This window comes from Streptomyces sp. NPDC102514 (assembly GCF_055584525.1).
In genome coordinates, this window is the sequence record NZ_JBVJLW010000025.1 from 1 (window position 1) to 13547 (window position 13547).

General features: G+C 67.1%; 12 protein-coding genes and 4 pseudogenes. 7 read left to right on the top strand and 9 right to left on the bottom strand.

Going from position 1 to position 13547, the window contains the following annotated elements:
* Window positions 1-353 (bottom strand): annotated as a pseudogene (locus ACZ60E_RS40875) (peptidase S8); the annotation flags it as partial.
* 280 nt (window positions 354-633) lie between these two features.
* Between ACZ60E_RS40875 and ACZ60E_RS40880 the strand changes: the two are divergent.
* Together ACZ60E_RS40880 and ACZ60E_RS40885 are read left to right on the top strand one after the other, a co-directional pair.
* Complete coding sequence (locus tag ACZ60E_RS40880) at window positions 634-1314, top strand: response regulator transcription factor (protein ID WP_469447234.1); 681 nt, start codon at window positions 634-636, stop codon at window positions 1312-1314.
* Window positions 1315-1339: 25 nt separating this feature from the next.
* Window positions 1340-2854: pseudogene (locus ACZ60E_RS40885) on the top strand (sensor histidine kinase).
* 278 nt (window positions 2855-3132) lie between these two features.
* Here ACZ60E_RS40885 and ACZ60E_RS40890 read toward each other — a convergent pair.
* Window positions 3133-3618: pseudogene (locus tag ACZ60E_RS40890) on the bottom strand (Tn3 family transposase); the annotation flags it as partial.
* Between the two features lie 101 nt (window positions 3619-3719).
* Between ACZ60E_RS40890 and ACZ60E_RS40895 the strand changes: the two are divergent.
* Window positions 3720-4193 carry a hypothetical protein gene (locus ACZ60E_RS40895; protein ID WP_469447235.1) on the top strand — a complete coding sequence of 158 codons (474 nt, stop codon included), beginning with the start codon at window positions 3720-3722 and terminating at the stop codon, window positions 4191-4193.
* Window positions 4194-4207: 14 nt separating this feature from the next.
* Here the strand turns inward: ACZ60E_RS40895 and ACZ60E_RS40900 are convergent, their stop codons facing one another.
* Window positions 4208-4522 (bottom strand): hypothetical protein, encoded by a 315-nt coding sequence (locus tag ACZ60E_RS40900; RefSeq protein WP_453795833.1) that lies wholly within the window; start codon window positions 4520-4522, stop codon window positions 4208-4210.
* 735 nt (window positions 4523-5257) lie between these two features.
* On the opposite strand from ACZ60E_RS40900, the gene ACZ60E_RS40905 reads away from it, so the two are divergent.
* A complete protein-coding gene (locus ACZ60E_RS40905) occupies window positions 5258-5683 on the top strand; it encodes a DUF4259 domain-containing protein (protein ID WP_469447237.1) in 426 nt (141 codons plus the stop codon).
* Between the two features lie 47 nt (window positions 5684-5730).
* Window positions 5731-6135: a hypothetical protein gene (locus tag ACZ60E_RS40910; RefSeq protein ID WP_469447238.1), complete on the top strand. Its 405-nt coding sequence runs from the start codon at window positions 5731-5733 to the stop codon at window positions 6133-6135.
* Between the two features lie 158 nt (window positions 6136-6293).
* Here the strand turns inward: ACZ60E_RS40910 and ACZ60E_RS40915 are convergent, their stop codons facing one another.
* The 6 genes and pseudogenes from ACZ60E_RS40915 to ACZ60E_RS40940 all read right to left on the bottom strand — a co-directional run bounded on the left by ACZ60E_RS40915 (window position 6294) and on the right by ACZ60E_RS40940 (window position 12413).
* On the bottom strand, window positions 6294-6821 hold the full coding sequence (locus tag ACZ60E_RS40915; protein ID WP_469447240.1) for a replication-relaxation family protein: 528 nt from the start codon (window positions 6819-6821) through the stop codon (window positions 6294-6296).
* Window positions 6764-7717, bottom strand: a complete 954-nt coding sequence (locus ACZ60E_RS40920) for an SMI1/KNR4 family protein (RefSeq protein ID WP_469447242.1) — start codon at window positions 7715-7717, stop codon at window positions 6764-6766. Before ACZ60E_RS40920 ends, ACZ60E_RS40915 begins: the two co-directional genes overlap by 58 nt.
* A gap of 281 nt (window positions 7718-7998) precedes the next feature.
* A pseudogene (locus ACZ60E_RS40925) lies at window positions 7999-8408 on the bottom strand (SDR family NAD(P)-dependent oxidoreductase).
* Window positions 8405-8974, bottom strand: a complete 570-nt coding sequence (locus ACZ60E_RS40930; protein ID WP_469447243.1) for a hypothetical protein — start codon at window positions 8972-8974, stop codon at window positions 8405-8407. The pseudogene ACZ60E_RS40925 and the gene ACZ60E_RS40930 overlap by 4 nt, the downstream one beginning before the upstream one ends.
* Window positions 8975-9121: 147 nt before the next feature.
* Window positions 9122-10588: a non-reducing end alpha-L-arabinofuranosidase family hydrolase gene (locus tag ACZ60E_RS40935; protein ID WP_469447244.1), complete on the bottom strand. Its 1467-nt coding sequence runs from the start codon at window positions 10586-10588 to the stop codon at window positions 9122-9124.
* 859 nt (window positions 10589-11447) lie between these two features.
* The gene (locus tag ACZ60E_RS40940) at window positions 11448-12413 is read right to left on the bottom strand and encodes a DUF6461 domain-containing protein (RefSeq protein ID WP_469447246.1); all 966 of its coding nucleotides are present in this window, start codon (window positions 12411-12413) and stop codon (window positions 11448-11450) included.
* Window positions 12414-12777: 364 nt separating this feature from the next.
* Here ACZ60E_RS40940 and ACZ60E_RS40945 point away from each other — a divergent pair, with 364 nt between their 5' ends.
* Together ACZ60E_RS40945 and ACZ60E_RS40950 are read left to right on the top strand one after the other, a co-directional pair.
* Window positions 12778-13011, top strand: a complete 234-nt coding sequence (locus ACZ60E_RS40945) for a hypothetical protein (RefSeq protein WP_469447248.1) — start codon at window positions 12778-12780, stop codon at window positions 13009-13011.
* Between the two features lie 159 nt (window positions 13012-13170).
* Entirely contained in the window at window positions 13171-13527 is a 357-nt protein-coding gene (locus tag ACZ60E_RS40950) for an aromatic-ring hydroxylase C-terminal domain-containing protein (RefSeq protein WP_469447250.1), read from the top strand.
* Window positions 13528-13547: the final 20 nt, after the last annotated feature.

Sequence of the window (13547 nt, forward strand, 5' to 3'; positions counted from 1 at the left end):
CTGCGGCTGGCCGACTTGTTGAGCTCGGTGACGTCGAAGAGCCGCCGGTCGAGCTTGCCACCGGCGATCAGCCGTGCCGCGTCGGCCGGCACGACAAGGGTGTGTCCGCCGGCCTTGCGTATCTGGACGGGTATCCCCTCGCGGCTCCTGGCCCGCTCCAGGCCCAGAACACGGCCCTTCGCGTCGACGACGACACGGTCACCGGTGATCAGCGTGACACGGTGCTTGGGCGCGGTCTGCACAGCCTGGTCGGCGGCCGTGCGCTCGGGCTCCGCCGACGCCGGGCTGGTCATGCCCGCCGCCAGAGCCACGGCAGCCGCCGTGGCGATCGTGCCCGCGCACGCTCTTTTCACTTGTCTGCGCAAGTCTCCCCCTGGAGGCTCTCTGAGAAGTTGTTGTCTTCCGGTTGCAATCACTGGGTTTCTGCTGGTCAGGCGTGAATCTGCCGCCGACCGCTTCGCCATCGACGCGGTGTTCCCCATGTCGGCTCGTAACGGCAAGGGTTCACTTTCGTTGCCTTCCAGCAGTGGCGAAGACGTTGCGCCAGCATGCCGGGACCTCGTTGACCGGTTGCTGATCCAACCTGATCGGACGATCAGGAAGGCGGTCCGACGCTGTGCGAGGCTGCACCGCATGCGCATCCTGGTGGTCGAAGACGAGGTTGACCTTGCCCACACCCTGCACACCGGCCTGACCGCCGAGGGCTACAGCGTCGACCTCGCCCATGACGGCCGGCAGGGACTGTGGATGGCCCGGACCGGCGAATACGACCTGGTCGTACTGGACTTGATGCTGCCCGGGCTCAACGGCTACAAGGTCTGCGCCCAGTTGCGCCGGGAGGGCAACGCGACCCCGATCCTGGTCCTCACCGCCAAGGACGGTGAGTGGGATCAAGCGGAGGCCCTGGACACGGGAGCCGACGACTACCTGGCCAAACCCTTCTCCTACGTGGTGCTCGTCGCACGGCTGCGGGCCCTGGTCAGACGAGCCGCCACGGTCGCCCCGCCCGTCCTTGCCGTGGGCGACCTCTCGCTGGACGTCGCCGGCCGGGTCTGCCGCCGGGCCGGGGCCCGGGTGGAGCTCACACCCAGGGAGTTCGCGGTGCTGGAACTGCTGGCCCGCCGGGCGGGCCAGGCAGTCTCCAAATCGGATCTGCTCTATCACGCGTGGCCCGACGAAGCCTGGGATCCCAACCTGGTGGAGGCACGCGTCAGCGCACTGCGAAAGAAAATGGACTCCGCGTTCGGCCGACGGTCCCTGCAGACCGTACGGGGAACCGGCTATCGATTGGTGGACGACCGTGAACGCGACTGAGCCGCGACGGCGCTGGTGGCCGACCGTGAACACGACCGGGCCGCGACAGCGCTGGTGGCCGCGTTCGGTACGAGCCCGCACGGCCCTGGCCGCCGCCTCGGCCACCGCCGTCATCCTGGCCGGCATCGGCTGGTGGGTACACCACGACGTCTACCGCGAGAGCAGGCAGATCGCCGAAGAGCAGGCGCAGGCACAATTCCGGGCTCTCGTCGATCAGGTGAAGGAGGGTGTGGTTCCCGTTCGCCGAAGCACTGTGCCGTACGAGGTCGTCGCGACCGACCGCCGCGGTGCTGTCGCCTACGGCGGAGGCATGGAGGAGTTCGATCCCGGCACCCGCCATGTGCTGCCCGCCCCACCGAAGGCCGAGTTGCCGGCCCCACCGGATGACGAGTCATCAGGCTGGGGCTATACGACCATTCCCACGCGCATACCGGGGCGCCCCGACTCCGAGCCCGGGGACCGGTTCGGCAAGGACGGTGTGACCTACCAGGTCATGTACCACGATGTCAGGGCCGATGAACTGAACAGCGACACGGTCGCCGCTCTGGGTGTCGCGGCCGACGCCCAGCTGCGGGTCTATGCGGTGGTGCTCCCCCACGCAGCCGAGGACATCGCCGGGACGATCACCGAGGCCACCGACCGCCGGCTGCTGCGAGCCGGGCTCGTCAGCCTCATCCTGATCGCCGCCGTCGCCTACTTCGCCGTCCGCATCGCGCTGCGGCCGGTCGAAGCCATCCGCGTCCTCACCGCCTCGGTCACCGCGAGCGACCCCCGCGAACGTGTCACCGTGCCCGCAGCGGGACACGAGATCACCGCCCTGGCCACCACCATCAACACCACACTCCAACGCCTCGACACCGCCGCCGCCCAGCAACGCCGCTTCGTCGCCGACGCCGCCCACGAACTACGCAGCCCCCTCACCACACTGCTGGCCAGCCTGGAAGTCGCCCTCGCCTACCCGGACCGCACCGACTGGCCCGCCGCGGTCACCACCGCCGCACGACAGACCCGCCGCCTCCAGGCCCTCACCGAAGACCTGCTGCTCCTCGCCCGCCTCGACACCCGCGCCCCCACAGCCAACCCCGAAACTGTCGACCTGACAGCCCTCGCCTCCCGGCTGACCGAGCAATACCCCCTCACCGAGAAAGGGTTGACCCTCACCTGCAACAGCACCGCCCCCGCCCGCGCGCACGGAAACCCCGATGAATACGAATGACTGGTGCGCAACCTCATCGACAACGCCGCCCGCCACGCCGCACACCGCATCCACATCACCGTCCGGAACCACGACGGCTGGGTCGACCTCACGGTGCACGACGACGGACCGGGCGTGCCCACCGAAGACGCCGAGCGCATCTTCGAACGCTTCGTACGGCTCGACGACGCCCGCTCCCGCGACCAGGGCGGCACCGGCCTGGGCCTCGCCATCGCCCGCGACCTGGCCCACCGCAACAAAGGCACCCTCACACTCACCCCCCGCACCCTCGGAGCATGCTTCCAACTCCGCCTCCCCCAAGCCCCAACCCCAGCCGAGGACTAGCGCGCTTCACCCAGGCAGCACTGGCCGCCCGAAGTGACACCGGTGGCCGGCCCAGCGCAAAAATTCAACGAACACCGCCTGCTGAGCCTGCTGCCGCCCGCCGAGGCCAAGGCGCTCGAAGGACTGCTCACCAAGTGGGTCTCACACGTGGAAAATCCGCGTCCGTCCGACAGCAAGTGACCCGACCGGCGCCGGGAGGCCGAGCGGGCACGGGTGCCGTCTCGCCTCCAGCCGGTGTGACGGCACCCGTACCTCCGCGAGGCTCTGGTCGGCGCGGATGCATGGAGGACCAGGCCGAGGGCGCCGATCTGGTCCTCCATACCGTCCTGGTGACGCTGGTAGAGCTGCCCCGAGCGGCCGTAAAAGATCTCCCAAGCAAGCGCGTGGCGGCCTTCCTGGAGGTTGGCCTGCGCCTGGATCTGGCGGCGGTAGCCGGGCTCGTAGGCCAGGCGCAGGATGTGCAGGGACTTGGCGATCCGCCCGTAGCGCGCGATCGCGTCCCCCAGCGGAGTCTGCCGCCCGTCCCGCGACAGCATCCGGATCACGCCGTACACGCGGATCGCGCTGGTGTGGATGGACCCGATGATCCGCAGGATGTCCTCCACCTGGCGCTCGATGCGAGCGAGATCGACCCGGCCGCGGGCTGCTTTCTGGAAGGCGCCGTAGTCGGCGGTGCGGTCGATGCGCCACATCTTCTGGTCCGGCAGGTCCGCGAGCTGCGCCGCGTACGCGAACCCGGCGATGGTGAGGACTCCGAAGACGATGCCTGTTCATGTGGACAGTTCAACTTCATCTTTCTCCGAGCTGTCGTCAGGCCGTACGGACATAAGGTGAGACTTTCGACGAGGTGACAGGGGGAAGCGTTGTGGAGGTCACCGTTCAGTGGATACGGACGTCCTGGACGAAGCAGTCTCGTGGAGGGGAGGCCGCGGCTCGCAGGAACGCTGTCCCGGTCGGCTTTCGCGTCCCGCCTATGCCGCCCGCGGTCGCGCACGTAGTTCGTATGCATGAGTGCGACGGCTTCGACCCTTTTGACGGTCAGAAAGACCTGCGCAAGGTCGACGTCCAGCTCCGCGAGGACGACGGTCGGTTGCGAGTCCTTCCTCGGGTCCAGCCTCTCTTTGCCATACCTCCTCGGCCACGACGGCCCCCGGCCGTACGGCTTGTTCCCGGACAGTGGGTCCGCTGGCAGCTCAACTACCGTTTCAGCAGCGCGGCGGGGGTGCGGGCCTGGTCGTACTGGCTCGACACCTTCAACATCGCCTTCGGCCCGGTAGAAGCTGACGTGTTCTTGTCTTTGCCCACGGTGCTTGTCGATGAGCAAGGCCCGGTCCGATAACCCCCAGGTAGCAGTCACGAGCTGGTGTTCTTGGCTTTCTCTTCCCGATGGGCGGGTTGCCCGAGGCCCAAGAGAAGCTTGTCGATGCGGTCTCCCGTGCAGCGGTGTCGTTCGACCTCGCGGTCCCAACCGCGTTGAGCGGCGTCGAGAGCGTAGGTCTGCTCGACTTCGCGTCGGGCCCGCAGGCGCGGTGCGTACTCGGGCGTGGTGACGAACTTCGCGCAGGTCAGGTAGAGGCCACACTCGCAGGGGCCTTCGGCGGGGAGACACAGGCAGCGGCCGAGTTCGAGTTCGGTCTTGAAGAAGTTCGTCGTGAGCCAGTCACGCATAGACCAGGGCCATGCTGACGGAGGTGTGGCCGAGTACCTTCAGGCCTCTGGGAACCCCGCTTCGACGTTGCGGTCGTACGGGATCGACCTGCTGCAGTGGTGGCGGTTCCTGTGGGCTCCGGCCATCGCCTGGGATCGCGCGAGCTGGGAGGGGGGCGGGACTTCGCCCGGTGGATGCAGCCGGCCGACGCTCGGCTACAAGTCGGCCGGCGTCCTGGTACCACCTTTCGCCGAACAGGGACCGCAACTGCACCTCGGTCACATCCCGACCAAGCCCGAGACCGAAGTCGAGCAGACCCCGCCCCGTCCACCTGTCGACCGGAACTCCCGCATCCCGCTGCGCTTTCCCAAGCGGCTCGCGTCCGTCACCAACGAGGACCTGACACAAGTAGTAGCGGCACGTCTGACTGCGCGTGATCAGCGCTATATGCATCATGCAGACCACGTCACACGGCCCTGCTGTATGAGAGAACGCCGATCAGCTTTCCTATCCGCCAAGCATGAGCAGCGGCCGGTCTTTCTTCCCCGGCACCCGTCGGACGGGAAACAGCCCCAGCCGGCCCGCAAGTGTCATCGCTCTCCGGCAGCCCTTCACCGCGCCTCGGGCTGCTGTCCCGCATCGCCAGGTGTCCGGTGGGAAGAACCCGCGCGTCCCGAACCTCCGGTCAGGGTCGGAGGCTGATGTCAGTAGCACCTGTCACGATGCCCGGACATCGTCACCGTCAGGAGAGACACATGGGTACCTGGGACGTCGGCCCCTTCGACAACGACACCGCGGCAGACTGGTGCGGCGACCTCGACGACGCCTCGCCCGACGCGCGTCAGGACCTGGTCCGAGACACGCTCACCCGAGCAGCCGACACCGCCGATTACCTCGACGCGGACGTCGCCGATGAAGCCATCGCCGCAGCCGCCCTGGTCGCCGCGCAATGCCCTGGCGGCGAGCCCGCCCATCCCCACTACGGACCGGACGAGCCTCTCCCCGACCTCACCGATCTACGCGACCTCGCCCTCCACGCCCTCGACCGCGTCATGACCGAGCCGTCCGAACTCCTGGAACTCTGGGCCGAACCAAACGGAGGCCCCTGGAAGGCAACCATCAACCGACTCCGAAGCACGCTCACACCCCAACCTCCGCACGAGCAACCCCACTTGAGCTGACTCCCCCACCTCAACGCAACTGCCTGATCCCTACTTGGAAGGTCCACATGAGCTGGGACGTTCTCCTCCTCCGCCTGCCCGACGACTTCACCTCACTACAGGACATACCCGACGACTACACCCCGCCCTCACTCTGCCAGCGGAAAGAAGTCCTCGCGGCCGTGAGCCAGGCCGCCCCCAAAGCCGACCTCTCGGACCCCACCTGGGGCGAACTCTGCGGACCCACCTGGTCCATCGAACTCAACATCGGCGACGACGACCCCGTGGACTCGATCATGCTCCACATCCGCGGGACCGGCGACGACGTACTCACCCCCGTCTTCCGCCTCGCGGACGCCCTCGAATGCAAGGTGCTGGACTGCTCCACAGGAGACCTGATCACTCCACAAGAACTCTCAGGCTGGCACACCTTCCAAAAGTTCCGTGACCGCGTGATCTACCCCTCTCACTGACTTGCCACAACCCACCCTCGGCCAAAGATGCACAGTCAACCGGCCCAGATTCGGGCCCACCAGACCACATCTTTCTTCACCCCGCAGCTCAGCGCCCGGTCACTATGCATCAGCCACAACGACCGGACCGGTGGTTACGGGCCGCTGTGGCGGACTCATCATTCGAGACGCTCATGGCATGGTGCGCCCTGCCAAACGCGACATCGTGCAGACGGAGCTCCGAGCCGGAGTTGGGCCTGGGGCATGCTCCCGTTGTCGAGCTCAAAGAGGCACACCTCACTGGTCGTGGTCGCCAGAACCAGGACGGCGTCGGTGTCGAAGCTCAAAACGGTCTCCTTGACGGCGTGGCTGACCTCCACCTGCCAGCCGGTCAGACGCTCCCGGCCGCCGTAAGCGAGGATCGCGTCCGTCACCGCGACACCGTGCGGACCGAACCCGGTGCGAACGGCCATCGCTCCAGTGCCGGCCTTCGGACGGGACAGCAGCGCGTTGCCGCCGACCAGAGCCTTCTGCCCCGCCGGGTTCAGGCTCCAAAACGGATGGTCTCCGCCAGCCCCAATTCCGCAAGTTCCGTCATCGTTATGCGCAGGTACCACTGGCCGTAAGGCTGGCCCCTTCTTGTATGTGATCAGCCGGTCCAGGGCTGCCACCGGTCTTCGAGTGCCGCAGTGATGCTGCTGAGCCATACCAGCGCCCCGTCGATCAAGCCCGGCTTGTCCCGCGTCGCCAGGGCCGGGGCTTCAAGCATGTCGGCAGCCTCTTCCAGGTAGGTGACCAGTGTGTCGAGTACGTCGGCGGGGGCTTCAACTTCGCGGGAGAAGAAGCCGAGGTAGCCGGTAGCGGCGTCCAGGTACAGGCCCATGGTGTGGTCGGCCGGCCCCAAGGCGATCACCGGAATCCGAGTCGCCTCCCACACCGTGATCCGCTCCTCCTCGGGACGGCCGGCGTTGAGGACGGCCTGTTCGGTCTGGGCGCCCGTCTTGAGCCGATAGGTGGCGGCCACGGCGTCCAGAGTCATCAGAGCCCTGTTGCCCGGAAGGCATCCCCAGCCATCACCCCCATCGTCACCCGCACTCAGCAGCCACAGAACGTGCAGTTCGGCGGGTATCCGGATGCCGAGGTCCTCCTCAAGGGCGGCGATGGAAGCGGCACTGGTACCGGCACGCAGCGCAGCATAGGAAGCAGGAGCGTGGTGCTGCAGCCAATCGGTAATGCGCCGCCAGGCATCGGCGACCTGCCGTACGACGACCGCGGCAGTGGCAGGGTCGCCCCGCTGGTCCTCAACCCGCTGCTCCTGCGCTTGATCAGCGACGCCCACGGCGGGTGCGATGGAAGAGGCAAGCGCTTTGAGGAGGCGGATCTCGATGCGGTCCGGCTCACGGATATAGCTGACGGACAGATCGGGGCAGTCGTCGAACATGTCGCCGTCGACCCGCACCGTCAAAATGCCGGGCAGCCCCGAGGGCCGGCCCATGTCAGGATCATCGGCCAGCTGACCGGCCAGGGCCTTCAGGGCGTTGGGAACATCTGCTCCGAGCCGGGCAGCGGTCTCGCGTACGTCCGGCTGAATCTCGACCTTCACAGCCTGATGCTCCATAACGGTCCGGGGGAGAGACAGTGTTCCTCGCACAGTAGTCCTCCGCGTACCACGGCGGCCGGTGCGACGGACATCCTGGCGTGCGGGGCAGATCCGTCGGCCGCCCCGTACATTCCGGGGCTCAAGTTCCCACCGCACCCACCCACTTGAGATCTGCCCATCAGCCCGCACCCGACACGGTCGGACGATTCCTCTGCCGGCTCCAGCCCTGCCCTCCCCACCTCTGCGGCCTGCAACCAACCGACCATCCATTCCGGAGTAGACCCTCAGACGCCACCACTGCCAAGCGGGCGGCGCCGAACCGTGCTCGTGGCGGGACGGGCACTGCCGCCGTCGGCCACGATCGCCTGGCCGGTGACGAAGCTCGCGCGCTCGCTCGCCACGAATGCGATGGCCTCGGCGAGTTCCTCGGGTGTGGCGTTGCGCTTGAGCGGGTTGACCTCGGGCCAGGACGTGAACTGGTCGGCGCCAATGAATTCGACCACGTTGTCGCTGGTCACGTTCCCGGGAGCCACCGCGTTGACACGTATGCCGTGCCGGCCCCACTCCGCGGCCCAACTGCGGGTGAGGATTCGACGGCCGCCTTCTGCGCCCCGTACGTCGCCATGTGAGGCATGGCGATCGCAGCGGCGATACTGCTGATGTTGACGATGTTGCCGCCGCCCCGCTCGATCATGCCCGGGACGAGTCGGGTGCTGAGGACGAGCGCTTCGCGGACAAGGCGTCGGCGACCTGATCGAGGCGCTCGGCCTGGACCCCTTCCACCTCGTCGGGCACCACATCGGCGGGGTGGTCGCCGTGGAGGTGGCGGCCCGCTTCCAGGACCGTGTGACCAGCCTGCTGCTTTCGGTGACCTCGTTCGTCGACGACGAGAAGCGCGACGGCGCCTCCGGCAGCGTCGACCATGTCGGCCCCGCGGCCGACGGCACGCATCTGCGAGAGCTGTGGGACAAGCGGCGCCCCTTCTACCGGCCAGGGGAAGAAAAGGCCCTGGGCCGGTACGTCGTCGACGCACTGACCGTCCTCGACCGTGTCGAGGAGGGCCACGAGGCGGAGCGCCGCTATGCCATGGGACCCCGCCTGCCGAGGATCATCGCGCACCCTCGCGGTCTGCGCCCCCGACGACAGCTTCTCCCTGCCGTCCCTGGCGAAGTTCGCGGCGGCGCTGGGCCGTCCGACCAGAGTGCTGTCCGACGGACACGTGGCGGTGCCGGAGCAGGTGCCGCAGGAGTTCGCCGACATCGTCGTGAAATGGGCCGGCCGTGATTGCCGAGCTCGCGCTGTGTCGCCGAGTGAGCGCTGATGACTCGCCTGGCCTTGGCGGGCTCGACGCCTTTCGCCGGGCCCGCCCCGCCGGCTCCGTAGGGGAGCCGGACCCGTGCCAGGTCGTCAGTGCTGCAGTGTCAGCAGACCCGGACGGTAGGGCAGGAGGCCGTAGTCACCACCGGAGTTGGGGCTGCGGCCCTGGTAGAGCAACTGCAGATTGCAGGGATCGACGGTCATGGTCTGATCGGAGCCAGTGCGGATCAGTTCGCCGTGGCTGATGTCGTTGGTCCAGGTGGCTCCGCTGTTGGCCTTGCCGGCAAAGGGGTTGCTCTCGGTCGCGGCTTGGGGTGTCCATGAGCCGTTCAGGCTGGTGGCCGTGAAGGAGCGGAAGTAGCGGCCCTGCGCGCCGATCGCCTCAACAATCATGAGGTAGCGGTTCTGGCCCTGCAGTTTGTAGACCTGAGGGGCCTCGAACAGGTTGTTCGTCGTATCGCTCATGACCACTGTGGAGGTCGTGCCGAAGCTGCCGGGGAAGTTCCCTATCGGCATACCGGCCCGGTAGATCTTGCCGTTGTCGCCGGCGAAGAACAGGTACATGTTGGTCCCGTCGCCGATGAGTGTCTGGTCGATGGGGCCGGTTCCGGAGCCGGAGATGCTTCCGGAGAAGAGCACCTGCGGCGATGACCAGCCATTCGGGTTGGTGGGGTCGCTCGACGTCCGGTAGGAGAAGGCGGTCCCGCCCCACTGGTAGGCGAGTACCCACACGTTCTTCGGCGCGAAGTAGAAGAGCGTGGGCGCGACGGTGGGAGTCGACATCGTGTTCTGGCCTGCCGAGGCCATCTCCGACCAGTTGGTGAACAGGCCGAAGTTCATCGAGCCCCAGCTCGTCCCCGTGTCGTGCGTCGTCGCATAGACGAGTTGCCGCCCGTTGTAGGGGGCGACGGTGAAGTCCTTGAGGGAGACCCAGCCGGACTTGGGCTGCGCCAACGCGGCCGTCGATGTCCAGCGGTATGTCGACGGGAGGTCGCACTGGCCGGGGGTTTCGGCGCCGACCTTGACGAGCTGCCACTGCTGGTTGGTACCGCCCCAGTCGTCGTACTGGACGATGTTCGCGTTGTCGGCGGTGGAGGCACCTTGTACTTCGAGAGCCTTGTTGGTGTGCCGCGAGATGAGCCTCACGTAACCGTCTGAACTGTCGGCCAGTCGCCACTGCTGGTTGGTGCTGTCCAGGTCGGTCCACTGGACGATCGAGCCACCGTTCGCGGTGGACCAGTTGTAGAGGTCCAGCACCTTGCCGGAGTGGCGGGATTTGATGCGGTAGTAGCCGTCTCCGGATTCGACGAACTGCCACTGCTGCTGGTTCTGATCGTTTCTGCTCCACTGGGTGATGCGGGCTCCGTCGGTGGTCGCCATGTTGTAGACGTCCAGAGCCTTACCGCTGTTGCGATTGACCAGCACGTACGAGGCGTTGGGGTCCACGGTTGCCGCGTCGGCGGGCTGGGCACCGAGAAAGGTGGCTACGAGCAGCAGGGGTGAAAGAACGGCGAGCAGGCGTCTGGGACGAACCGGGGACGAGCGTCGGAACCACATCAGAGAGCCTCCTTGAGGGTGGGGCGAGGCGACGCGGACGAGCCGAGGAGCGGCCCGACAAGGGGACCCGGGACGGTGTCGAAACATTCGGGGATTTCCCGGATCCTTCGACGCCACAAGCTAGGAACGTGCGACCTCTCGGTCAAGGCTTGTCACGCACATGTCCGCAATCAGCCCCTCACCTCCAAGGGCTCTGCGAGCGGCCTCGAGGACGAAAAATGCTCCAGCGAGCAGGTCATCCGGCCCGTCTATTCAGCGACTGTCGCGCGGAATTGGGAGGCCGGCGCGAGGGGTCCGCACGCTCGCCCTTGCCTCACCCCGGGCCTTGCAGTGTCCGCCGATGGCGGCGTCGGGCGTTCCCACCCTGCTCGACAACAGATCGAATGTTTCGAAAAATAAGGAGAAACTTTCTTATGGTGAGCGGTGGCCAAAGGGGTTGCGCCGTATGTGGTCGGGCGTGAAAGGAGTTGCCCCTACGCCGGGCCGAGCACAGGTACACCAAGTCGAGCATAGAATGAACCCAGATCCGGTCTGCAGCGGACCGGACACGATGATGCGGTAGCCCCGTGGGCCAGGCCGTCGCTGACGGCTGCTTCCCTCTCCACCACCGCGCCCTCGGTGACCGCCGCGCCGCCGCCTTCTGACACGACCAGGGCGCCGGCCACGTCGGTGACAGCTTTCGGGCCAGCGGAGCGGGAGACCTCCCAGGCGGCCGGGTGAGACACCGTCACGTCGTGTGTGGGGTAGGCGCGTTGCCCCCCCCCGGACGGTGCCCGGCGGGATAAGGGCTCTGCCTCTGCCGCGTCGGGAGGAAGCGGTCTGAAGACCTCGTATCCTTGCCGTGCTGTGCGACCTGCGGCTAACTCGGGATGATCGCGACGCTGCCCTGGCCTGCAAGGTCGGTGACGTCGGGGGAAACGCCTGCGATCCTGCGAAGGAGTTCCAGGTCGTTGAAGAGGTTCTCGGGATCGCTTTCGAATGCTTCCGCGTCGACGATGCCCATCTCCGGAAGCACCTTGGTGATTTCGTCGGGGTGCGTCCCCTCGACGGCACAGAGGGCCGACAGGTGCATAGAGGCCAGCTCCGTACCGTCGCGGCTGACGCTGAAGTGCTCGCTGCTGTGGTTGCGGAAGGCCGAGACGGCGAGCGTGCCCACGGACAGGTCAGGTCGGTGGACGCCTTCGTTGCCGATGTCCTCCACCAGCAGGGCGTGCGGACCAAGGGCGAAAGCCGCGACGACGTGGTTGTGGTGGTCGTCGACTTCTTCGAAGGCGGCGCGATCCCTCAGTTCCCGCCAGGTGGAGGTGCTTATGTCGTCATCCGCTGCGCCGAACCGGCGCAGTGCCTCGTCGGGGGTGACGTTCTGGATCACAGTCACGCAGTAGTGCTCGCCCATGTCGAGGTAGTCCATCCAGGGCTCGGACCCGTCGGAGGACTCATCGGTCGGCTCGGTGTCGACGGGTCGGTGACCGCTCGGGAAGAAGCCCTCGTGGTGCGCCCACACGATTGTCCCCTGCTCGTCCACGAGCACGGGCATCCATCCCGACGACCCGCCGACATCGAGGAAGCGCCAAGTGAGTCTGGTTCCCGGCAGTTCGAGGGCGCGAGCCTCGTCCGCGGACAGGCCCGTCGATCCGGCACCGCCGTCGCGGCGGCAATCGAGCCCTCCGTCCGGGCGTCGGACGATCGAACGTTTCCCGTTGTCGGACAACAGGAAACGACCGTGCGTAATCGCCGACACCGGAGCGCTGTCCCCCAAGGACTCGGACGGGCCGTGCTCACCCCGCATGCAGAACCTCCTGTAGGTCGACCGGCTTTGGCGCACACTGTAATGGTCCGGCGACCGCGTCGAGCAGACCGCCGAGGGAAGTTCGCCGACCAGGCCCTGCCCCTGTCGACCCCGTTCGCCTGACGGTCCACAACGGGTCGTCAGCGCCCGCGCGGTGGCCCCGCATGTCGGGCGAGGCAGATTCCTGTCCGTCAGGCTCCGCCGACGTCATCAAGGGCGAGGTACCCGTCGGCGGCGCCTGAGTGTCGGCCTTCTTGCGGTCCTCGCCCCGTTGGCCATCACCCGGCGTGGGATGCCCTGGCGCCGCAAACGGGTCGGGCACCTGTCGCTCGCCCGACTCCGTGCCTGCCACCTCCGCACGTCGGAGAGCCACGACGTCGAAAGCCTCAATTTCTCTCTGGTGTACGACACCGACACGGTGCTGATCGGCGTCAACCGGCAGTACTACGAAGGCGACGCCCATTGGTTCGCCAAGTACCTCAACGAGGCGATCTGCGAGCGGCTGCCCCTCGTCTTCAAGAACTGGCTGCACATCGCCGGCGCCCAACAAGCCGTCCAGCGCGGCCTGCACATCGTCGGCGTCGACCAGATCGTCGACTGCCACCCCGTCCTCGAACACGCCCTCCACCACTGACCGCCCTGAGGTCCAGTCCGGCACAGGTTACGGCTGCCGTCCGAGAAACCGCTCACGCAACTGAACGCCGGAACACGCGAACCACGCCACGAACGCCTCGTACAGGAGCCCTCAGCAGACTCGTTCAAGAGCAGCGCCGAGATCGGTGAGGCCCGAGACATGGCCCGCGCTGGTGCAGCTGCTTTCGGCACCCTGTGCCCGGACATGAAGGTGACGCTGGAGCGGCCCGCCCCGGACGTAATCACCGCGGTGACCCCGTCGGCGGACCTGCTGCGTGAGGGTCGTGGGCTCCTGCCCGACCTCGTCGACCGGGCGGAGGTCCGCGACGTCGCGGCCTTGTGGACCGGACAGTTGAACGCCGTCACCGCCGTCACCGCCCGCACGGACCGGGTGGACGTCGACGTGTTGCTCATCCGGCCCGACTGCTGTGTCGCCTGGGCCTTGCCTACCGGGCAGGACCTTGACGCCACCACGCTGGTGTGTGCGCTGGGCACCTGGTTCGGCCAACCGGTCTGAGCACCGTATTAACAGTCGTC